The 20,377-nt window shown below is 53.3% G+C and carries 23 protein-coding genes and 1 tRNA gene; 20 read left to right on the top strand and 4 right to left on the bottom strand.

Features of this window, described 5'->3' with window-relative positions; translation table 11 throughout:
- The first annotated feature begins 41 nt into the window (after positions 1-41).
- The 8 genes from H3L93_RS00675 to H3L93_RS00640 all read left to right on the top strand — a co-directional run bounded on the left by H3L93_RS00675 (position 42) and on the right by H3L93_RS00640 (position 6,598).
- Entirely contained in the window at positions 42-1,016 is a 975-nt protein-coding gene (locus tag H3L93_RS00675) for a class 1 fructose-bisphosphatase (RefSeq protein ID WP_040559045.1), read from the top strand.
- Positions 1,017-1,177: 161 nt separating this feature from the next.
- The gene (locus H3L93_RS00670; protein WP_040559046.1) at positions 1,178-2,020 is read left to right on the top strand and encodes a DNA adenine methylase; all 843 of its coding nucleotides are present in this window, start codon (positions 1,178-1,180) and stop codon (positions 2,018-2,020) included.
- Positions 2,013-2,801: a DNA-methyltransferase gene (locus H3L93_RS00665; RefSeq protein ID WP_003798159.1), complete on the top strand. Its 789-nt coding sequence runs from the start codon at positions 2,013-2,015 to the stop codon at positions 2,799-2,801. The genes H3L93_RS00670 and H3L93_RS00665 overlap by 8 nt, the downstream gene beginning before the upstream one ends.
- Complete coding sequence (locus H3L93_RS00660; RefSeq protein WP_003798161.1) at positions 2,798-3,340, top strand: hypothetical protein; 543 nt, start codon at positions 2,798-2,800, stop codon at positions 3,338-3,340. Before H3L93_RS00665 ends, H3L93_RS00660 begins: the two co-directional genes overlap by 4 nt.
- 32 nt (positions 3,341-3,372) lie before the next feature.
- A complete protein-coding gene (gene pheT / locus H3L93_RS00655; protein ID WP_040559121.1) occupies positions 3,373-5,724 on the top strand; it encodes a phenylalanine--tRNA ligase subunit beta in 2,352 nt (783 codons plus the stop codon).
- 164 nt (positions 5,725-5,888) lie between these two features.
- Positions 5,889-6,185, top strand: coding sequence for an integration host factor subunit alpha (locus H3L93_RS00650; protein ID WP_040559049.1), 297 nt, complete (start codon positions 5,889-5,891; stop codon positions 6,183-6,185).
- Positions 6,175-6,492, top strand: a complete 318-nt coding sequence (locus tag H3L93_RS00645; protein ID WP_003798168.1) for a hypothetical protein — start codon at positions 6,175-6,177, stop codon at positions 6,490-6,492. The genes H3L93_RS00650 and H3L93_RS00645 overlap by 11 nt, the downstream gene beginning before the upstream one ends.
- 29 nt (positions 6,493-6,521) lie before the next feature.
- Positions 6,522-6,598 (top strand) — tRNA-Pro (locus H3L93_RS00640).
- 165 nt (positions 6,599-6,763) lie between these two features.
- Here the strand turns inward: H3L93_RS00640 and H3L93_RS00635 are convergent.
- The 3 genes from H3L93_RS00635 to H3L93_RS00625 all read right to left on the bottom strand — a co-directional run bounded on the left by H3L93_RS00635 (position 6,764) and on the right by H3L93_RS00625 (position 10,137).
- Positions 6,764-8,230, bottom strand: coding sequence for a surface lipoprotein assembly modifier (locus H3L93_RS00635; RefSeq protein ID WP_155803231.1), 1,467 nt, complete (start codon positions 8,228-8,230; stop codon positions 6,764-6,766).
- Positions 8,231-8,355: 125 nt separating this feature from the next.
- Entirely contained in the window at positions 8,356-9,252 is an 897-nt protein-coding gene (locus H3L93_RS00630) for a factor H binding protein domain-containing protein (RefSeq protein ID WP_040559050.1), read from the bottom strand.
- A 132-nt stretch (positions 9,253-9,384) separates the two neighbouring features.
- On the bottom strand, positions 9,385-10,137 hold the full coding sequence (locus H3L93_RS00625) for a factor H binding protein domain-containing protein (RefSeq protein ID WP_182077694.1): 753 nt from the start codon (positions 10,135-10,137) through the stop codon (positions 9,385-9,387).
- Between H3L93_RS00625 and H3L93_RS00620 the strand changes: the two genes are divergently transcribed.
- From H3L93_RS00620 to H3L93_RS13050, 11 genes are all read left to right on the top strand, one after another.
- On the top strand, positions 10,130-10,306 hold the full coding sequence (locus H3L93_RS00620; RefSeq protein ID WP_182077693.1) for a hypothetical protein: 177 nt from the start codon (positions 10,130-10,132) through the stop codon (positions 10,304-10,306). The two genes, H3L93_RS00625 and H3L93_RS00620, sit on opposite strands and share 8 nt — an antisense overlap.
- A gap of 233 nt (positions 10,307-10,539) precedes the next feature.
- Positions 10,540-11,301 (top strand): sulfite exporter TauE/SafE family protein, encoded by a 762-nt coding sequence (locus tag H3L93_RS00615; RefSeq protein WP_003798172.1) that lies wholly within the window; start codon positions 10,540-10,542, stop codon positions 11,299-11,301.
- A gap of 113 nt (positions 11,302-11,414) precedes the next feature.
- Complete coding sequence (locus H3L93_RS00610; protein ID WP_003798173.1) at positions 11,415-13,607, top strand: RelA/SpoT family protein; 2,193 nt, start codon at positions 11,415-11,417, stop codon at positions 13,605-13,607.
- Positions 13,608-13,790: 183 nt separating this feature from the next.
- On the top strand, positions 13,791-15,569 hold the full coding sequence (locus H3L93_RS00605; protein WP_003798174.1) for an aminopeptidase P family protein: 1,779 nt from the start codon (positions 13,791-13,793) through the stop codon (positions 15,567-15,569).
- Positions 15,570-15,762: 193 nt separating this feature from the next.
- Positions 15,763-16,164 (top strand): hypothetical protein, encoded by a 402-nt coding sequence (locus H3L93_RS00600; protein WP_003798175.1) that lies wholly within the window; start codon positions 15,763-15,765, stop codon positions 16,162-16,164.
- A 95-nt stretch (positions 16,165-16,259) separates the two neighbouring features.
- Entirely contained in the window at positions 16,260-17,051 is a 792-nt protein-coding gene (locus H3L93_RS00595; RefSeq protein ID WP_003798176.1) for a sulfite exporter TauE/SafE family protein, read from the top strand.
- A 213-nt stretch (positions 17,052-17,264) separates the two neighbouring features.
- On the top strand, positions 17,265-17,870 hold the full coding sequence (locus H3L93_RS00590) for a glutathione S-transferase N-terminal domain-containing protein (protein WP_003798177.1): 606 nt from the start codon (positions 17,265-17,267) through the stop codon (positions 17,868-17,870).
- Between the two features lie 59 nt (positions 17,871-17,929).
- Positions 17,930-18,346 carry a ClpXP protease specificity-enhancing factor gene (locus tag H3L93_RS00585; protein WP_003798178.1) on the top strand — a complete coding sequence of 139 codons (417 nt, stop codon included), beginning with the start codon at positions 17,930-17,932 and terminating at the stop codon, positions 18,344-18,346.
- A 40-nt stretch (positions 18,347-18,386) separates the two neighbouring features.
- Positions 18,387-18,575, top strand: a complete 189-nt coding sequence (locus H3L93_RS00580) for a hypothetical protein (protein ID WP_155803219.1) — start codon at positions 18,387-18,389, stop codon at positions 18,573-18,575.
- A gap of 271 nt (positions 18,576-18,846) precedes the next feature.
- A complete protein-coding gene (locus H3L93_RS13250; protein WP_003798181.1) occupies positions 18,847-18,978 on the top strand; it encodes a hypothetical protein in 132 nt (43 codons plus the stop codon).
- Between the two features lie 531 nt (positions 18,979-19,509).
- Entirely contained in the window at positions 19,510-20,013 is a 504-nt protein-coding gene (locus H3L93_RS13050; protein ID WP_246314006.1) for a C40 family peptidase, read from the top strand.
- Here H3L93_RS13050 and H3L93_RS00570 read toward each other — a convergent pair.
- Complete coding sequence (locus H3L93_RS00570) at positions 20,010-20,147, bottom strand: hypothetical protein (protein WP_003798183.1); 138 nt, start codon at positions 20,145-20,147, stop codon at positions 20,010-20,012. The genes H3L93_RS13050 and H3L93_RS00570 overlap by 4 nt on opposite strands.
- An 11-nt stretch (positions 20,148-20,158) precedes the next feature.
- On the opposite strand from H3L93_RS00570, the gene H3L93_RS00565 reads away from it, so the two are divergent.
- Positions 20,159-20,371, top strand: a complete 213-nt coding sequence (locus tag H3L93_RS00565) for a hypothetical protein (protein WP_040559128.1) — start codon at positions 20,159-20,161, stop codon at positions 20,369-20,371.
- The last annotated feature ends 6 nt before the right edge of the window (positions 20,372-20,377 follow it).

Raw genomic sequence — 20,377 nt, 5'->3', positions numbered from 1 at the left:
CTATACTCGCGCTTCCTACATTTCACTACACGAGCAAAACCATGACCACACTCGCCCAATTTCTGCGCGACCACACCGCGCAACACGCCATCCCACACGATTTAATCGCCACCGTTTCCAGCATCATCCAAGCCTGCACCCAAATCAGCACACGCGTGCGCTTGGGCGCATTATCATCAGGCGTACTCGGCGAAGCAGGCACGGGCAACATTCAAGGCGAAACGCAAAAAAATTTAGACGTACTCGCCAACCAACTGTTGATTGCCGCGCTCCAAGCCACGCCCAGCGTGGCAGGGCTGGCCAGCGAAGAAGAAGACACCTTTATCGCCTGCAACGAAAACGGCAGCCATCTTGTGTTGTTTGACCCATTAGACGGTTCGTCCAATATTGATGTCAACATTTCCATCGGCACAATATTTTCCATCCTGCCCAAGCCCCAAGGCAGCCTGAAAACCGAATCTTTCTTGCAGCAAGGCAATGCCCAAATCGCCGCAGGCTATGTGTTATACGGCGTGCAAACCCTGCTGATGCTCACCTTCAAACACGGCGTGTACGGCTTCACGCTCAATGAACACAACGAATTTATCCTCACCCACACCCCGCAAATCCCCGAGCAAACGGCAGAATTTGCCATCAACGCCTCCAACCAGCGCCATTGGGAAGCCCCTACCCAACACTACATCGCCGAACTGCTCGCAGGCAAAGAAGGCGCGCGCGGCAAAAATTACAATATGCGCTGGGTGGCGAGCATGGTGGCAGAAGTGCACCGCATCCTGATGCGCGGCGGCGTGTTTCTCTACCCCAAAGACAACCGCAACCCCAGCAAAGCAGGCAAACTGCGCCTGATGTACGAAGCCAACCCCATGAGCTTGCTCGTTGCCCAAGCAGGCGGCGCAGCCAGCAACGCCCATCAGGACATTTTGTCCATCCAGCCCAATGATTTGCACCAGCGCGTTGCCGTGATACTGGGCAGCAAAGAAGAAGTGGCGCGCGTAAACCAGCTACACGCAGCCTGAAAAAGGCAGCCTGAAATCGGTTATAATGCCGCGCTGCGAAAAAGGCGCGGTTTTTTAATGGCGGCTTAAAATCCGAAATTTGCATAGTGAAATAGCATTTGAATACCCGAAATAATGTAGCGCCATTACTCGTAGCCATGCCAACACACCACCAAGATAAAATGAATAAAATCCCAATAGGCAGCCTGAAAACCTCATCCAAGCCCTTTCTAAAATGGGCAGGCGGCAAAGCCAAACTTGCACCGTTTATCCAATCGCATTTGCCTGCACACTCGTGCCATCGCTTGATTGAACCCTTTGCAGGTTCAGCAGCTTTATCGCTGGCTTTGGAATACGATGCTTATTTGTTAAACGACAACAATGCCGACTTAATCAACCTATACCAATCATTAAAATGCCACCAGCAAGAATTTATTGATTACGCTCGCTCATTTTTCATCGCCCCCAATAACCAAGATACGCAATTTTATGCACTGCGCGATCAATTCAACGCCAGTCAAAACGCAGAAGAACGCGCCGCCTTGTTTATTTATTTAAACCGCCACGCATTTAATGGCTTATGCCGCTACAACAGCAAAGGCGGCTTTAATGTGCCATTTGGCAAATACCAATCGCCCTATTTCCCCGAGCGAGAAATGCAAGCGTTTATACAAAAATCTAACCGCATCACGCTGATGTGTGGCGATTTTCAGGCTGCCTTAAATTTGGCAACAAGCGATGATGCGGTGTATTGCGACCCACCGTATGCACCGTTAAGCGAAACCGCTTCATTTACCGCATACAGCCAAAACGGTTTTAATGCAAACGACCAACAGCGTTTAGCACAAGCCGCGCAACTTGTCGCGCAGCAAGCACAAAGCGTGTTGATTTCCAACCACGACACCCCATTCACCCGCAGCCTGTATCGCCATGCAAAAATTCAAACCGTTGAAGTGCAACGCAACATTGCTGCCAATGGCGAGCACAGAAAAAAAGTTGGCGAATTGTTGGCGATTTATGAATAACCGCATACTCATTTCAGGCAGCCTGAAAAAACATCATGCCGAAAACCACATTATTTATCACGAAAATGCGCTGCTGGTGATGCGGCGAATTTTGGATAAATACCCCAATGGCTGTTTTGATATGATTTTCGCCGATCCGCCCTATTTTTTATCCAATGGCGGGTTTACTTGTCAAAATGGGCAAATGGTGTCGGTAAACAAAGGCGATTGGGATAAATCGCAAGGCATGGCGGCAGATATGGCGTTTTACGAAGAATGGCTGGGGTTGTGCTACGCGCTACTCAAACCCAACGGCAGCATTTGGGTATGCGGCACGCATCACAATATCTATTTAATTGGTTATTTAATGCAAACCTTGGGCTACCACATACTGAACAACATCACATGGGAAAAGCCCAATCCACCGCCCAATTTATCCTGCCGTTTCTTTACCCATTCCACCGAAACGCTGCTTTGGGCAAAAAAGGGCAAACGCGCCAAACACACCTTTCAATATGATGTGATGAAAGCACAAAACGGCGGCAAACAAATGAAAAGCGTCTGGCAAATTGCACCGCCTGCCGCATCTGAAAAAACATTGGGCAAACACCCCACGCAAAAACCGTTAGCGTTGCTAGAACGATGTATTCAGGCTGCCTCAAACCCAAACGATTGGATTTTTGACCCCTTTATGGGCAGCGGCACAACAGGCGTAGCCGCGTTAAAACACGGTAGAAATTTTTGCGGCTGCGAAATAAATGATGAATTTTTTGAATTGGCGAAAAAGAGATTGCAAACATGATTAAAGGCGGTACAGGTGGCGGCAACACCACCACAGGATTACGCTTTGAACAGCGCACCGATATTCGGCAAATATTTGAAAATATTGAGGGTTATTCAATTATTGAATCCACCAATCGCACAGGATATGAAATCTGGTTTAACCACGAAAAACTAGCCTATTGCTTTAAAAAACGCGAACTTTATCGGTTTTTGGAACAAGAACCATATTGCGTTAATTGGCAAGAACATTTATCCAAACGTTTAGAGCCTGACAATGCTTTGTTTGTGATTGTGCGTGATACTTTGTTTATCATTGAGATTAAATTTCAACAAGTATCAGGTTCAGTAGATGAAAAATTGCAAACTTGTGATTTTAAAAGAAAACAATACAGTAAGCTGGTTCGTGATTTAGGCTGGCGTGTTGAATATGTTTATGTGTTGAATGATTGGTTTAGAGACCCTGTTTATCGGGATACTTTGGATTATATTCACAGCATGAATTGTCATTATTTATTTAACGAAGTCCCATTAGCATGGCTTGGTTTGCCAAGCCGATAATTTTTATTTCCCATTTTTATAAAGAAAACACCATGCAATTCCCCCACTCATGGCTCACCCAACACGCCAACCCCAACCTATCCCCCGACCAACTCGCCCATCTGCTCACCATGGCGGGCTTGGAAGTGGAAGAAACCGCGCCTGCCGCGCCCGCATTCAGCGGCGTGGTGGTTGCCGAAGTCAAATCCGTTGAAAAACACCCTGATGCCGACCGCCTCAACGTTACTCAAGTGGACGCGGGCACGGGCGAGCTGCTGCAAATTGTGTGCGGTGCGCCCAATGTGCGTGTGGGCGCGAAAGTGCCGTGCGCCTTGGCGGGCGCGGTGCTGCCTGAAAATTTCAAAATCAAGCCCACCAAAATGCGCGGCGTGGAATCCAACGGAATGTTGTGTTCCGCCAAAGAGTTAGGCAACGATGACGGCGTAAACGGCTTGTTGATTTTGCCCGATGATGCGCCCGTGGGCATGAATATCCGCGATTATTTGGACTTGGACGACACGCTGTTCACGCTGAAAATCACGCCCAATCGCGCCGACTGTTTGAGCATTAAAGGCATCGCCCGCGAAGTGGCCGCGCTCACGGGCTGCGATTTTAGGCAGCCTGAAATTAAAGCGATGCCCGTTTCATCAGCAAAAACGCAAGCGGTCAAAATTGCCGCGCCCGATGATTGCGGCGTGTTTTTCACGCGCGTGATTGAAGGCGTGAACGCCCGCGCCGCTTCGCCCGCTTGGCTGGTGCAACGCTTGGCGCGGTGTGGCATTCGCAGCGTGTCCGCGCTGGTGGACATCGGCAATTATGTGATGCTGGAAATTGGGCAGCCGATGCACGTTTTTGATGCGGACAAACTTTCAGGCTGCCTCACTGTGCGCCGCGCGCAAAACGACGAAACGCTGGCGTGTCTCAACGACAAAACCGTTGAATTGTCAGACAATACTTTGGTGGTGGCAGACGAAGCTGCCGCGTTGAGCATCGCGGGCTTGATGGGCGGTGAAGCGAGCGCGGTGTCGGACGACACGCAAAACATTGTGCTGGAATCGGCATGGTTCGCGCCCGACATCATCGCGGGCAAATCGCGCCAATATGGCTTTGGTTCGGACAGCTCATTCCGCTTTGAGCGCGGCGTGGACACGCAAATCCAGCGCGATGCGATTGAACGCGCCAGCGAATTGGTGTTGCAAATTTGCGGCGGCGCAGCGGGCGAAATCGTGTCCGCAGCGGGTAGGCAGCCTGAAAACCATACGGTGAACGTGCGCACATCTCGCGTAGCAAAAATTTTGGGCGTGGACATCGGCGCAGCACGCATCGGCGAAATTTTGCGCGGCTTGGGTTTGCAGCCCGAAGCCAGCGCAGACGGCTTCACCGTGCGCTCGCCCAGCTTCCGCTTTGACATTGAAATTGAAGCGGATTTGATTGAAGAAATCGCCCGCGTGCATGGCTACGAAAATATCCCTGACGACCGTACATCGGGCAAATTGGCGATGCTTGCGCTGCCTGAAACGCGCCGTTCTCGCGCTGCGGTTTACCGCAAAATGGCGGAACGCGGCTTCCAAGAAGTCGTGAGCTATGCCTTTGTAAACGAAGATTGGGAGCGTGATTTTGCCGCCAACGAATCGCCCGTGCGCCTGCAAAACCCGCTGGCGGCGCAGTATAGCGTGATGCGTTCCACGCTGATTGGCGGCTTGATTGAAATCCTGCAAAACAATCTGAACCGCAAACAAAGCCGCGTGCGCGTGTTTGAAATTGCGCGAATTTTCCGTGATGAAACGGCGCATGGGCAGCCTGAACGCATCGGCGCGTTGGTGTACGGCAGCGCGTTGCCCGAGCAATGGGGCGCGGCGGCGCGGGCGGCGGATTTTTATGATGTGAAAGCCGATGTGGAAAGTTTGTTGGCGGGCAAAACGGCGGAATTTGTGCGCATGGAACACCCCGCCCTGCACCCTGGCCGCAGCGCGGAAATTCGCGTAGACGGCGCGGCAGTGGGCTTTATCGGCGAATTGCACCCGCAATGGCTGCAAAAATACGATTTGCCACAAGCGGCGTTGGTGTTTGAACTGGATATGGCGGCGGTATTGGCGTGCGAAAAAGTGCGCTATCAAGCAGTGTCCAAATTCCAGCCCGCGCGGCGCGATTTGGCGTTTGTGTTGTCCGAAGCGGTGTCATATGCCGAGCTAGAAGGCAGCCTGAAAACAGTACGCAGCCCGTTAATCCGCGAGATTGCACTGTTTGACGTGTATCGCGGCGCAGGCTTGCCCGAAAACACCAAGAGCATGGCGGTGAAAATTATCCTGCAAAGCGACAGCGAAACGCTGACCGATGAAGCGGTTGAGCCGATTGTGGCGAAGCTGATTGCGGCAGCGGAAGGCGTGGGGGCGAAGTTGCGTTAGAGATTTTGCACCACAGGATAGAGGCAGCCTGAAACGCAAAACCAAGCATTTTCAGGCTGCTTTTTGTGTAAAGATGAAAATTTTATCCCACTACTCTCTTGATTTTTAATACATTATTTAAGATAATCCGCCCTTATTTTTTGAAACGCAAAGGTAATAAGAACATGACTCTCACCAAGGCAGAATTGGCCGATATTCTGGTTGAAAAAGTAAGCAGCATCAGCAAGCACGATGCCAAAGAAATTGTTGAACTGTTTTTTGAAGAAATCCGCACCACATTGGAACGCGGCGAAGAGATTAAAATTTCAGGTTTCGGCAACTTCCAGCTGCGCGACAAACCGCAACGCCCCGGGCGCAATCCCAAAACAGGTGAAGAAGTCGCCATCACCGCCCGCCGCGTGGTAACGTTTCATGCCAGCCAAAAATTAAAAGGCATGGTGGAGCATCTACATGATAAATAATGCAAATTTGCCTGCCATTCCTGCCAAGCGTTATTTCAGCATCCCCGAAGCCTGCCGGCTGGCGGGGATTGATGTGGAGCAGTTGCATGAATGGCAGCAGCAAGAAGGCAATGTGCTGGGCAAGGGCGCAAACACGCTCACGCGCTTGGATGTGATTAAACTGCGCCAGTTGAGCCACAGCATCAGCGATTATTTTGCCCGCGGCGCATTAGACAGCCGCGGCAATCCTGTGATTGGCGCGAACGAAATGCGCGATGAGTTGGCTTCAATGCTGGCGAAAATCGATTCCGCGCTTGCCAACGCGTGATGATTTGCTTATAATGCGCGTCTTTCAGTCGGAGTGTGGCGCAGTCTGGTAGCGCACTTGCATGGGGTGCAAGGGGTCGAAGGTTCGAATCCTTTCACTCCGACCAAAAATACAAAAGCCTAGCTTTTTTAACGAAGCTAGGTTTTGTTGCGTTTATGGGGTCTGCGGCAGCCTGAAAACGGCATTTCTTATTCTTGGCATCGCCACTCCGCTTCGCTATGAAGACCGCCCCAAGGCGTTTTCAGGCTGCCTTCTATCTATCCGTCTATTGCTAAAACCCCCGCTCCACGCTTAAAAACCATTGCGCGTTTTTGCGTGAATAAAACCCTTTCATATTGCTGTCAATCGCCAAATAGCGGAAATTCAAATGCGGCGTAAAGCTCTTCCACGACAATTTGTCATGCCACAACGACACATTCGCCTGATACTCATCGTCTTGGCGGGGATACAGATAAACCAGCGTACCCGCCGCATCAAACGTGCGCCGTGCATAACGCAAATGTGTGCGCAATCCCAGCCCGTTGGCAAACGTTTTTGCCGTGCCCAGCCGCACGCCTTTGCGCACCGAAGCCTGCTCCGCATCTTGCGTGATGTCGTGCGACCAATCCACCCCGCCATACAGCAGCCAATTTTGCGGCGCGTAATACATCAGCGTGGCGCTTGCCAGCGGCATTTTGCCGTTGTACCGCTGTGCGGTGGAGGGCTCATCGTATCGCTTGGCTATATAGCCCGCGTTCAGCATCACGCGCCAGCGTTTGCCCAGCTGGTGCGAAAAATCGGCCTGCACGCCTGCGTTGTGGCTGTATCGGCTGCCGCCCAGCCAGTTTTGCTCAAAAAACGGCACGATGCCCAACGCGCGTTTGACGGTGCGGTTTTTGTAGCCCAGCGCGATATTCACGCTTTGCTCGTCGTATTCATGTTTATCCCAATAAGCCACGCCATCGCCATGAACGCGCCCATAAATAAAATGGTGCCCGCCTAAATTGCGCTCGCGCTCCACGCCCAAGCCATAGCGCAAACCTTGCGCGCTTTGCGGCAGGCTTTCTTCGGTTTTGCGCCAAATGCGCCCGTTGATTTCAATTTCGCGCGCATCGGCGGCGTTGTTCACATTATCGGTGGTTTCGTATTGCAGCGACATTTCAGGCTGCCAATTTTGCGCTTGGGCAATGGCGGCAAGATAACGCTCGGCAACGGCTTGCATGGCGGGCGACAAATCGGACTTGGCGCGTTCCAGCTCGCGTTTGGCTTCGTTGTATTGCTTGTCTTCAAACAGCATCACGCCCAAATCAAAGCGCGGATAGGCCAATTCAGGCTGCCTTTGCACAATGCCGCGATACAGGGCGGTGGCTTCATCGTGGCGCAACTGCGAGCGGCGCAATGCACCCAGCGCGTAATCGTAAAGCGTTGGGTCGTGCTGCGGCTCGGCGTGGTAGCGTTCCAGCAGCGCGGGCAGCGTTGCCCAATCGCGGGCGATGATGGCGCGGTTGATTTGCGCTTCCAGCGTGTTGTCGTCTTCGGTCGCATTGTCGGCAAGGCTCGCGGCCGGCTCGGCAGGCTGGGGCAGCATCTCGTTGGGGATAAGGGCGATTTCGCGGTCGTCAAAGAAAAGGGGAGCGGGGGCGTTGGAAGACGGCTTGTTGGCGATTCGGTGCGCAGGCGGCGCGCCGTTCAGCGCGGTTGGCGTGTCGGCAAGGGCAAGCAAGGAAAGGGGGAGCAGGAGCAAAGGGAGTTTATTCATTTGGGTGGGAGTGTGGAGTGCCATAAGGCAGCCTGAAAACGTGCGGGGTGGGTTTTAGCAAAGCCAAAACCCAGCTTGCAACACGTTTTCAGGCTGCCTTTTAAAGTTAAACAGCCGATAAGGGGTTATTGTTTTTTGCCGCCAAAGCCGACCGTCCCTTCATCGTGTTCTTGGAAAACCGCCCCGGCCACTTCATCGGCATTCGGTCCAAAAATACCCAATTCATAACTTGCCACGCCTTGTTTTTCAGTGGTTGCTGCGCCATTGAGCACACCATAGACATCTTTTTTCTCACCATAAGTAAAGGCGGAATTATTTTTAAATGCCACACCATCTTGAACTTTCACAATATCGCTTTCATGCAGCGTAATGTTGCCTGTTTGATTGATGCCGCTAATGGAACCTGCGCCTTTTTTAGTGTCAAAGTTGATGGTGTAATTCAAATTTCCTTGTTCTTTTTCGGTAAAGGCAACGCCTTTGTAGTTAAACGAGCCTGCGCTGGGAAGCGTTTTAGTTGGCTGACCATCAAACAAAGAAACTTCAAATTCGCCTTTTTCAATTTTGCCCAAATTGCCAACCTGCCCATCCATGGTTTGCATGGAAGCCACAACAGAATAAGGTTGCTGATACAGATGCAATTTGCTGTTTTGGGTTACGTTGTGGGTTTGCCCGTTGATTTTGGCGGATGCGGTTTCGGTAACATCAACACGTTTGAAGCCGTTGCCCAGCGTAGCCAAATCAATGTTGCCACGGGTGTAGGTTTTCCCGTTCAGCTTAATCGCGTATGAAGACAGTTTGGCGGAAGCACCAAACTCATCCTGCAAATCAATCTCTGCCTTGTCTCTCAACTCGGCAACCGAAATCAGTTTGGACACGCTTTTATCCGTATGCTTATTATTGGCGTTGTTATTGTTGCCCGTGTCGGGAGCGTTGAGATTGCCCGAGCTGCCTCCCCCGCCGCTGCTGCACGCCGCCAAGCAAAGCGCAACCAAAGTGAGCGAACCGAGTTGTTTTAAAGACATGATGATTTCCTTTTCTAAGATAAAAGTTGAGTGGGATAAACCAGAGGCAGCCTGAAAATGTCCAATAAGCCCAAACCCAGCTTGCCACTCGTTTTCAGGCTGCCTTTTTAAGATTAAATAGCCGATAAGGGATTATTGTTTTTTGCCGCCAAAGCCCGCCACATCTTTGCTGCCTTGGAAAACTGACCCAACGACTTCATCGGCATTCGGGCCGAAAATGGCTAACTCATAATTGGCCTTGCCTTGTTTTTCAGATGTTGCCGCGCCATTGAGCACGCCGTAGACATTTTTATTATTATCATAGACATCTTTATTATTAACAGAGTAAGTGTTTCTAAACGCTGAACCGCCTTTCACAATATCGCTTTCGTGCAATGTGATATTGCCTGTTTGGCTGATGCCGCTGATTGAACCTGCGCCTTTTTTAGTGTCAAAGTTGATGGTGTAATTCAAATTTCCTTGTTCTTTTTCGGTAAAGGCAACGCCTTTGTAGTTAAACGAGCCTGCGCTGGGAAGCGTTTTAGTTGGCTGACCATCCATGTAAGTAACTTCAAAATCGTCTTTTTCAATTTGTCTCAAATTACCAACTTGACCACCTGTTCTTGGCATAGAAAGTACAATCGAATAAGGTTGTTGATACAGATGAAATTTGCCGGTTTGGGTTATGTTTTGAGTTTGCCCGTTGATTTTGGCGGATGCGGTTTCAACAAAATCAACCTGTTTCAAACCATTGCCCAGCGTAGCCAAATCAATATTGCCACGGGTGTAGGTTTTCCCGTTCAGCTTAATCGCGTATGAAGACAGTTTGGCGGAAGCACCAAACTCATCCTGCAAATCAATCTCTGCCTTGTCTCTCAACTCGGCAACCGAAATCAGTTTGGACACGCTTTTATCCGTATGCTTATTATTGGCGTTGTTATTGTTGCCCGTGTCGGGAGCGTTGAGATTGCCCGAGCTGCCTCCCCCGCCGCTGCTGCACGCCGCCAAGCAAAGTGCGACCAAAGTGAGCGAACCGAGTTGTTTTAAAGACATCATCGTTTCCTTTCTAAGATAAAAGTTGAATGGGGTTGAAAATCTAATTTTTAGATTTGCTTAATTATTGTATATTTTGGTAAATGTTTCAATTATTCTGTTTAACAAAGAAGTATCAACAAAGGCAGCCTGAAACGTTAAATTCTCGTTTTCAGGCTGCCTTTTTGCGTCTAAACCATATAAGGAAACAATCTAATTTGCGGCAAGCTAGCTGTTTATACTATCGCGCTTTTAGCAGGCGAAAGGCGCGAGCAAATGGCTTGGTCGGCGGATGATTACATTATTCTGTTTTTCTTTGTGGTGGGCGCGTTGTTGCACGGCATCACGGGCTTTGGTTATCCGATTGTGGGCACGGCGGTGGTGGCGGGGTTTTATCCGCTGAAAGTGGCGGTGGCGATGGTGGTGGTGCCGTGTATTGTGATGAATGTGGTGATGCTGCGCTCGGGTGCGGGGTTTTGGCGCAATGTGGTGGAATATGGGCGGGCATTTTTGCCGTTGTTTGTGAGCAGTTTTGTGGGTGGGCTGATTGGGGTGAAGCTGCTGCTGGTGTTTCCTGAGCCTGCGCTGAAAATGTTTTTGGGGGTTACGCTGCTGTTTTATGTGGCAACGCAATACAGCCGTTTTCGCATTCGCTTTGGCTTGGGGCGGGGAACGATGCTGGCGTTTGGCTTTGTGGCGGGGATTGTGGGCGGGGTTACCAATGCGATTGTGGCGTTTTTGATGATTTATCTGCTGGGCACGGGGCGCAATAAAACGGAAATGGTGATGGTGAACAATATCAGCATTTTGATTACGAAATTGACGCAGATTGTGGTGCTGTTTCCTGTGTTGCGGGGGTTTGCGGCGCGAGATTGGTCGCTGCTGGGGGTGGTGATGGTGGTGTCGCTGGGGTTTGTGTGGCTGGGCGGGCGCATTCGGCTGCGGCTGCCGCAGGGGGTGTTTAATCATGTGGTGGCGGCGATGTTGCTGGCGTTGGGGGTGTATGCGCTGGGGCAGGGATGGGCAGCAGCAGGGTAATCCAGAATAATGAGGCAGCCTGAAAAACGGTATTTCAACATTCCCCCGTTTTCAGGCTGCCTTTATAATAAGACCCGATGTAGTCCCCACACACCCCAAAAAAGGAAACCCCCATGAGCGAACTCACCGACCTGGCCCAAGCCCTGCAAGACTACGAAGCCTACACCGCCGCCCAATCACCGCAAGCGCAAAAACTGCTGCACACCGCGCAACAGCTCGCCGCGCAGCATTATCCGCCCGAAGCCAAAACCCACATCGCCCGTGAACCCGTGTTGCAACACCTGCTTGCTGCCGCCAAGATGGTTGCCGAGATGGATTTGCTGCCCGAAGCCGTTGCCGCCACCGTGTTAGCCGAGATTTCCAGCTATCTGCCCAATTGGCAAGAAACCGTGTCCGAGCAATGCGGCAAAACCGTGGTAACGCTGGTGCAAGGCATAGACGAAGTGCAAAAGCTCACCCATTTTGCCAAAGTGGACGCGCTTGCCACGCCCGATGAACGCGCCGCGCAAGCCGAAGCCATGCGCAAAATGCTGCTGGCGATGGTGTCCGATATTCGCGTGGTGCTGATTAAGCTGGCGCTGCGCACGCGCACCATGCAGTTTTTAGGGCAAACGCCCGATAGCCCCGAAAAACGCGCCGTTGCCAAAGAAACGCTGGATATTTTCGCCCCGCTTGCCAACCGCTTGGGCGTGTGGCAGCTCAAATGGCAGCTGGAAGACTTGGGCTTTCGCCATCAAAACCCCGAAGAATACAAACGCATCGCCAAGCTGCTGGAAGACAAGCGCACCGAACGCTTGGAATACATAGACCATTTTCTCAACATCATCCGCGGCGAAATGGACAAAGTGGGCATTCAATACGATGTGGCAGGGCGACCCAAACACATCTATTCCATCTACAAAAAAATGGTGAAGAAAAAGCTGGATTTTGAAGGGCTATACGACATCCGCGCCGTGCGTATTTTGGTGAACACCATCCCCGAATGCTATGCCACGCTCGGCATCATCCACAGCCTGTTCCAGCCCATCCCCGGTGAGTTCGACGACTACATCGCCAACCCCAAAGGCAACGGCTACAAATCACTGCACACGGTTATCGTAGGCCCCGAAGACAAAAGCATTGAAGTGCAAATCCGCACCTTTGAAATGCACCAATTCAACGAATTTGGCGTAGCAGCGCATTGGCGCTACAAAGAAGGCGGCAAGGGCGACAGTGCGTATGAGCAAAAAATCGCATGGCTGCGCCAGCTTTTAGATTGGCGCGAAAACATGGCAGAAAGCGGCAAAGAAGACCTGGCCGCCGCGTTTAAAACCGAATTGTTTAACGACACCATTTATGTGCTCACCCCGCATGGCAAAGTGCTTTCGCTGCCTGCGGGCGCCACGCCGATTGATTTTGCCTACGCCTTGCACAGCAGCTTGGGCGATCGCTGCCGCGGCGCAAAAGTGGACGGGCAGATTGTGCCGCTGTCCACACGGCTGGAAAACGGGCAGCGCGTGGAAATCATCGCCGCCAAAGAAGGGCATCCGTCGGTGAACTGGTTGCACGAAGGCTGGGTGAAATCGCCGCGCGCCATCAGCAAAATCCGCGCTTATATTCGCGCGCAAAATGCGGAAACGGTGCGCGAAGAAGGCAAAAATCAGTTTGAAAAAATCATCAGCAAAATCACGCCCAAGCCTAATCAGCAGCAGCTTTGCGAGAAGCTGGGTTTCAAGCAGCTGGATGATTTGTTTACCGCGCTGGGGCAAGGCGAAATCACGCCGCGCGCCATCCAAAAAGCCTGCGGCGCGTTGGTTGAGCCCGCGCCTGCGCCGATTAGCGCCACCAGCATGGTGAAAAAATCCAAAATCCAGTCGGGCGACAAAAACGGTGTGTTGGTGGACGGCGAAAGCGGCTTGCTGACCACGCTGGCAAAATGCTGCAAACCCGCGCCGCCCGATTTAATCATCGGCTTTGTTACCCGCGAGCGCGGCGTGTCCATCCATCGGCAAGGGTGCAGCGATTTTGAGCATTTGGCAAAACAATCGCCCGAAAAGGTGTTGCCTGCCAGTTGGGCGGTGTTGGATGCAAATCAGGTGTTTGCGATTGATATTGAAATCCGCGCCAACGACCGCAGCGGCTTGCTGCGCGATGTTTCCGATGCGCTGGCGCGCTATAAAGTGAACGTTACCGCCGTGCAAATGCAAACGCGCAATTTGGAAGCAAGTATGCGCGTTACGCTGGAAATGAAAAAAGTGGACGAACTGCCGCGCGTGTTGGCGGGCGTGGCGGAGGTGAAGGGCGTGGCGAGCGTGGCGCGGATTTAGCGGAATAAGGCAGCCTGAAAATATAAATGCTGTTTTAGCTCGTTTTCAGGCTGCCTATTGCATCCAACAATCTGCGCAATCAAGCCAAACCACGTTTCCCCGCCATTCCAATCCGCTCTCCATTTATCCTTTCAGGCAGCCTGAAACCCCGTTTTTACTGATTACAAACCAAGGACATCCCCCATGCTCACCGCCCTGCGCCAAACCCTCACCCGCCACGCGCTTGCCGCGCTCATCCTCCCCACCGCCGACCCGCATCTCTCCGAATACATCCCTGAGCATTGGCAAGCGCGCCAATATTTTTCAGGCTTCACCGGCTCGGCGGGCGTATTGGTGGTGCAGCCTGAAAACGCCGAATTGTGGGCAGACTCGCGCTATTGGACGCAAGCCGAAGCCGAGTTAGCAGGCAGCGGCATCGTGTTGCAAAAGCAAGAAAGTGGGCGCAACCATATCGCCCACCTCGCGCAAACGCTGCCTGAACACGCCGCCGTGGGCATCGCGCCCGATATGCTCTCCGTTGCCGAGCTGCGCCGCATTCAGGCTGCCTTTGCGCCGAAAAACATCGCGCTCAAACACGATTTGGATTACACCGCCACCGCATGGGGCAACGCGCGCCCTGCCTTGCCCACCGCGCCCGTATTCGCGCAAAAAGCCGAGTTCGTGCCGCAAACCGCCGCCGAAAAACTGCACCGCGTGCGCCAAGCCATGCGCGAAGCAGGCGCCGATTGGCACTTTATCTCCGCGCTGGACGACATCGCATGGCTCACCAACCTGCGCGGCAGCGACATCGCCTACAACCCCGTGTTCCTGTCGCACCTGCTGATTGGCGCGAATGGCACGGCAACGCTGTTTGTTGCGCCCAGCAAAATCTCGCCCGACATCCAAGCTGCCTTAAACCAAGCCGCCATCCAAATCCAGCCGTATGAACACGCGGCAGACGCGCTGGCGCAGCTTTCAGGCTGCCTGATGTACGACCCCGCCAAGGTTGCCGTGTCCACCGTTTTCAGGCTGCCTGAAAACATGGTTAAACGCGAACAACCCAATCCATCCACCCAATTCAAAGCCGAAAAATCCACCGCCGAAGTGGCAAACATCCGCCAAGCCATGTTGCAAGACGGCATCGCGCTGTGTGGCTTCTTTGCCGAGTTGGAACACCGTCTCGCGCAGGGCGACAGCATCAACGAATACCAAATCGGCGAAATGCTGCTCGCTCACCGCAGCCAGCGCGACCATTTCGTCTCCGAGAGCTTTGGCACGATTGCGGGCTACAACGCCAACGGCGCGATGCCGCATTACTCCGCCCCCGCCATAGGCAGCCTGAAAATCGCAGGCGACGGCTTATTGCTGATAGACAGCGGCGCGCAATACCACTGCGGCACCACCGACATCACGCGCACCATCCCCATCGGCACGCCATCCGCCGCACAAATCCGCGATTTCACGCTGGTGTTGCAGGCGCACATTGCCCTTGCTCGCGCCGTGTTCCCCAACGGCATCGCCGCGCCGATGATAGATGCCATCTGCCGCGCGCCGCTGTGGCAAGCTCAGCGCGACTACGGACACGGCACAGGGCACGGCGTGGGCTATTTTTTGAACGTGCACGAACCGCCGCAACGCATTTCCTACTTCGCGCCCAACACGCCCGAATACGCGCTGCGCCAAGGCATGCTCACATCCAACGAGCCTGCGCTGTATCGCCCGAACCAATGGGGCATCCGCATAGAAAGCCTAGTCGTTGCCCAGCCTGTTGCCCAGCCGCAAGAAACCCAGTTTGGCGACTACCTTTGCTTTGAAACGGTAACGCTCTGCCCGATTGACACGCGGCTGGTGGATGCCACGCTGCTGCGCCCAGACGAGCGCGATTGGCTCAACGCCTACCACACCAGCGTGCGCGAAAAACTGCTGCCGTTTGTGAACGGCGCGGCAAGAGATTGGCTCATCGCGCGCACCCAAGCCATTTAATCCGTTTTCAGGCTGCCTAAGCGACAAAGTCAAAATGGCAGCCTGAAAAACAATCATTCAAGGCAGCCTGAAAGTGTCCTACATCCCCGATGGCGTAACCGAATACGACACCTAACCCGACCCGCTCAACAACAACCGCGCCAGCCGCATCCGCTTAGCCGCCGCCTGCCTGCCGCTGTTTGCGGGCATTGGCGTGCTGGCGAAAGTGCTGCTGTGGCTGCATCAATCATGCGCCGAAGGCTGCAACCTCTCGTTTGGTCCGCGCATCGGTGGTGCGGTGGGCGTGGCGGTGCTGGCAACGTTTGTGCTGCTGCGCCAACAAAACATCTGGCTGGAACGCCGTTGCAACGATGCCGAGCGCGGTTGGGCGGTGGGCGAATGGTTATTCAAAATCAACATCGGCTTGGCGTTTATCGGGCTGATTTCGTCCAAAGCCGCCCTGCTGTTGATTGCGCTGGGCTGGGTGCAATTTGTTTACGGCTTGGCGCTGCCTGCCAACCCCTTGCCCAATATCCACGGCTTTCCGCATCCCGACACGCCCGCGCTGCGCCATGCCGCATGGGAGCAACCGTTCTGGCGGCGGTGTTGCCGTTAATCGTATTCGTGTAAACCCCGTTTCAGGCTGCCACAGCCAATCGCAACGCCAAAGGCAGCCTGAAACTCAGCTCAACTTAAAAATAGGACACAACCATGCTTTTTCTCGCCTATCTGATTATCGGCGCCATCGCAGGCTTTTTCGCAGGGCTATTCGGCATTGGCGGCGGCACCATCATCGTGCCCATGCTGTTGCTGTTGCTGCCGCAAGCAGGCGTGCCAGACGCGCAGCTGATGGCAATGGCGTTGGGCACATCGTTTGCCACCATCGTGTTCACATCCATTTCATCGGCGTGGCAACACCATAAATTCGGCAATGTGGATTTGCGCGTGTTCCGCTTTTTTGTGCCCGCACTGATGGCATCGGTGTTTGTGTTTGGCTACTTGGTGTCGGGCTTGCCCAAAGCCAAGCTGATGAAAATGTTTGCCGCCATGATGCTGCTGCTTGCCATCAAAATGCTTATCGCCAGTAAACAAAAAACCGCGCCGCTCGCCAAGCCGCTTACCGCACGGGTGCAAATCATAGCGGGCGTGGTGATTGGTGCGCTGTCTAGCTTTGCGGGCATTGGCGGCGGCGCGTTTATTGTGCCGTTTTTAAACAGCCGCGGCTTTGAAATGAAACGCGCCATCGGCACATCTTCCGCCTGTGGCGTGCTGCTGGCCATCGGCGCAACCATTGGCTTTATGCTCAGCGGCAGCCGTTTTGCCGATATGCCCGCCTATTCCATCGGCTTTGTGTATTTGCCCGCGTTTATCGGCATTGTGTGCGCCAGCGTGGTTACTTCGCGCTTTGGCGCAATGGCGGCTAACCGGCTGCCCGTTTCGGTGTTGAAAAAGGCGTTTGGCGCGTTTTTATGCTGCGTGGCGGTGATGATGTTTTTTAAATAATGGGCGTATGCGAAAGGCAGCCTGAAACGGAGCAATCCATTTTCAGGCTGTCTTATTTGTTTATATAAAACACTGTGTTAACCGCCAAAATTCGCTTTTGTCTTTACAATCGGCTATAATTATGCCCCATCGTATTTCGTCAAACCGATAGGCAGCCGTGAACCGGATACGCGCGTTTCAGGCTGCCTTATCCCATCCACAAGGAATCCCCACATGATGACACTCTATTCGGGCATCACCTGCCCGTTCAGCCACCGTTGCCGCTTTGTGCTGTTTGAAAAAGGTATGGATTTTGAAATCAAAGACATCGACACCTTCAACAAACCCGAAGACCTCGCCGTTATCAACCCCTACAACCAAGTCCCCGTGCTGGTGGAGCGCGATTTGATTCTCTACGAATCCAACATCATCAACGAATACCTAGACGAACGCTTCCCCCATCCGCAGCTCATGCCCGCTGACCCCGTGATGCGCGGGCGCGGGCGGCTGGTGCTGTTCCGCCTAGAAAAAGAATTGTTTGTGCACGTTGCCACGCTGGAAAACCAAGCCGCCACCGCCAAAGAACAAGCCAAAGCCCGCGAAGCCATCGCGCAAGGTCTAACCATGATTGCCCCTGCTTACGCCAAAAACAAATATGTGCTGGGCGACGATTTTTCCATGATTGACGTTGCCCTCGCCCCCCTGCTCTGGCGCTTGGAACACTACGACATCAAGCTGGGCAAATCCGCCGCGCCGTTGCTCAAATCTGCCGAGCGCATCTTCCAACGCCCCGCGTTTGCCGAAGCCCTCACCCCCGCCGAAAAAGCCATGCGCAAATAGTTTTCAGGCTGCCCCTTTGTTACCCGCAAAGGGGTTTTGCATACTCACAGGAGACCCACATGACCCAATCCACCTCCACCAAGCCCTACCTTATCCGCGCGCTATACGAATGGTGCCTAGACAACGGCAACACGCCCTACATCGCCGTATGGGTAAACGAACACACCCGCGTGCCCGCGCAATATGTGCAAGACGACCAAATCGTGCTCAGCATCAGCCCCACCGCCACCAAAGACCTGTTTATTGACAACGAATGGGTGAACTTCCATGCCCGCTTCGGCGGCGTGTCGCACGAAATCTGGGTTCCCATTGGGCACGTGATTAGCCTATTTGCCAAAGAAACAGGCGAAGGCATGGGCTTTGAAGTTGAACCCTACACCCCAAGCGAAGCCCCAAGGCAGCCTGAAACGCCCACCGATAACAGCAACGCAAACAGCGAGCCGTCCAAAAAACGCGGTCTGAAATTGGTGAAATAGCGCGAGGGATGGGGCGAGTAAGCGGTTTCAGGCTGCCTTAATGCCATGTAAGCTCATGGAGCGTCGGCGGCTCGCCGACATCTTGCCGATTAGTAACGCCCCGTTTCATGCACCATTTTCAGGCTGCCTTATTACCCTGCAAACCAAAAACACCAGCAACCATCCACACCCCAAAGGCAGCCTGAAAAAACAAAACCGTTTGGTATTACGCCAAACGGTTTTTTGTTGAATAAACTGACTTTCAGGCTGCCTAACTTCTCACAACTGCTTGATGCTACTGCCCCCTCCCCTACGTCCAGCCGAACGCAGCATTCTTTTTTCGGGAAAAAGCGTGCGCTTGTCCGACGACGCGCAAAGCGCGGCTAGTTCGCACGCGCCGAAAAAAGGATGCGCAGTGAGGGAAGTCTGCGAAGCAGACCTGCACGTCGGGGTCGCCTTTCTTTTGCTTACTTTTCTTTGGCGAAGCAAAGAAAAGTAAGTGCCCCGCTGGCATGAGACGCATGGTTAAAGCTACACGAAAAAACCAACCACAAAGCACCAACCCATTTCAGGCTGCCTTTTCCACTCCCCACATAAGGCAGCCTGAAAACCATCTCCCCCAGTTTTCAGGCTGCCTAGTACTCCCATTCTAACCTAACTTAACCCGCCCAAACCTTTGCAAAATCTTGCTTACACAGCCCTACGCCTCCCCGCCCAAATCGGTTAGAATGCCCCACATTTGTATCAACCCCATTCCCGTTATGACCTACCGACTTCTCCGCACTGCCGCCCTCGCCCTGCTGTTGGCGTATGGCAGCATCGCCCAAGCCGCCCCCAAAGCCAAACCCGCTCCCAAAGCTGCTGCCAGCAAATCCACCCCCGCCAAAACCCCAGCCAAATCCGACAAATCCAACAAAAATCAACCCAAAGAAAAATCCAAATCCAAAGCCGACCCCATCGGCAAAATCATCAAAGACAAACAAAAACCCAGCGACAGCCGCAACAACAAAAAAGCCGAATCCCAAAAGCGCGACAGCAAACACGAAACCAAACGCGAAGCCAAAGCCACCACCAAACACGAAAGCAAAAAAGACACGCGCCCATCCAACCACGACGAAATCGGCAAAATCATCCAACGCAAAACCCCGCCCGCCGTCGCCCAAAATTCCCCCTCACGCGATGCCATCGGCAGCATCATCCAGCAAAAACAACAGCAAGCCCAAGTGGCAACGCCCCCCGTTGCCACCCGCGAAGAACCCAAATCCAACGCCGAGCCAATGGGGCGCGCCGATGCCGACGAGCTTATCTCCAACGCCATGGGCTTTATCGGCGTAGCCTACCGCTTCGGCGGCACCTCGCCCACAGGCTTCGATTGCAGCGGCTTTATGCAATACGTTTTCCGCAAAGCCTTTGCCGTGAGCCTGCCGCGCACATCCGCCGCGCAAGCATCCGTTGGCACTTACGTTAGCCGCAGCGAATTGCGCCCTGGCGACATGGTCTTCTTCCGCACCCACGGCTCGCGCATTTCCCATGTGGGCATGTATATCGGCAACGACCGCTTTATCCACGCCCCGCGCACAGGCAAACGCATAGAAATCACCAGCCTATCCAGCAAATACTGGAACGCCCGCTATGCCACCGCCCGCCGCGTGAAACGCAACAACGCGCAAAGCTACATCCGCAATTAGGCAGCCTGAAAGCCGATTTGCCACGCTTTGGGCAAACCCAATCCGCATAACACAATCCACATAACAATAGGCAGCCTGAAAACCATAAACAGCCCAAGCGCCCGTTTATCGTTTTCAGGCTGCCCCAATGCCACAAGGACACACCATGCCGCAACCCACCATGCCCAAATGGTTCAGCGACGACGGCAGCCCCGTCTCCTGCACCGAAAAAATCAAAGTGATGAACCAAAACATGGCCGAACTCTACCAAGCCGCGCAAGACGCGTTTGAAGACGCACTCCTGATGGGATGCAGCGAACAGCAACTGCGCGACTACTTGCAGCAACTCGTCGCCGGCGTAGAAAACCCCTATCAATAACCCCCA

The sequence above is a fragment of the Kingella oralis genome (genome assembly GCF_014054985.1).
In the GTDB taxonomy this organism is placed as follows: Bacteria; Pseudomonadota; Gammaproteobacteria; order Burkholderiales; family Neisseriaceae; genus Kingella_B; species Kingella_B oralis.
The sequence above is the reverse complement of the archived record's forward strand: the minus strand, read 5'-3'. Positions and strand labels throughout refer to the sequence as shown.

What these genes read in the sequence shown, in the direction of transcription:
- H3L93_RS00650 (WP_040559049.1), top strand. Translation starts at nt 5,889, where the DNA reads ATGACTCTCACCAAGGCAGAATTGGCCGATATTCTGGTTGAAAAAGTA.
- pheT (WP_040559121.1), top strand. Translation starts at nt 3,373, where the DNA reads ATGCAATTCCCCCACTCATGGCTCACCCAACACGCCAACCCCAACCTA.
- H3L93_RS00605 (WP_003798174.1), top strand. Translation starts at nt 13,791, where the DNA reads ATGCTCACCGCCCTGCGCCAAACCCTCACCCGCCACGCGCTTGCCGCG.
- H3L93_RS00580 (WP_155803219.1), top strand. Translation starts at nt 18,387, where the DNA reads ATGCCATGTAAGCTCATGGAGCGTCGGCGGCTCGCCGACATCTTGCCG.
- H3L93_RS00660 (WP_003798161.1), top strand. Translation starts at nt 2,798, where the DNA reads ATGATTAAAGGCGGTACAGGTGGCGGCAACACCACCACAGGATTACGC.
- H3L93_RS00610 (WP_003798173.1), top strand. Translation starts at nt 11,415, where the DNA reads ATGAGCGAACTCACCGACCTGGCCCAAGCCCTGCAAGACTACGAAGCC.
- H3L93_RS00635 (WP_155803231.1), bottom strand. Translation starts at nt 8,230, where the DNA reads ATGAATAAACTCCCTTTGCTCCTGCTCCCCCTTTCCTTGCTTGCCCTT.
- H3L93_RS13250 (WP_003798181.1), top strand. Translation starts at nt 18,847, where the DNA reads ATGGTTAAAGCTACACGAAAAAACCAACCACAAAGCACCAACCCATTT.
- H3L93_RS00630 (WP_040559050.1), bottom strand. Translation starts at nt 9,252, where the DNA reads ATGTCTTTAAAACAACTCGGTTCGCTCACTTTGGTTGCGCTTTGCTTG.
- H3L93_RS00595 (WP_003798176.1), top strand. Translation starts at nt 16,260, where the DNA reads ATGCTTTTTCTCGCCTATCTGATTATCGGCGCCATCGCAGGCTTTTTC.
- H3L93_RS00665 (WP_003798159.1), top strand. Translation starts at nt 2,013, where the DNA reads ATGAATAACCGCATACTCATTTCAGGCAGCCTGAAAAAACATCATGCC.
- H3L93_RS00645 (WP_003798168.1), top strand. Translation starts at nt 6,175, where the DNA reads ATGATAAATAATGCAAATTTGCCTGCCATTCCTGCCAAGCGTTATTTC.
- H3L93_RS00670 (WP_040559046.1), top strand. Translation starts at nt 1,178, where the DNA reads ATGAATAAAATCCCAATAGGCAGCCTGAAAACCTCATCCAAGCCCTTT.
- H3L93_RS00590 (WP_003798177.1), top strand. Translation starts at nt 17,265, where the DNA reads ATGATGACACTCTATTCGGGCATCACCTGCCCGTTCAGCCACCGTTGC.
- H3L93_RS00585 (WP_003798178.1), top strand. Translation starts at nt 17,930, where the DNA reads ATGACCCAATCCACCTCCACCAAGCCCTACCTTATCCGCGCGCTATAC.
- H3L93_RS00565 (WP_040559128.1), top strand. Translation starts at nt 20,159, where the DNA reads ATGCCGCAACCCACCATGCCCAAATGGTTCAGCGACGACGGCAGCCCC.
- H3L93_RS00675 (WP_040559045.1), top strand. Translation starts at nt 42, where the DNA reads ATGACCACACTCGCCCAATTTCTGCGCGACCACACCGCGCAACACGCC.
- H3L93_RS00615 (WP_003798172.1), top strand. Translation starts at nt 10,540, where the DNA reads ATGGCTTGGTCGGCGGATGATTACATTATTCTGTTTTTCTTTGTGGTG.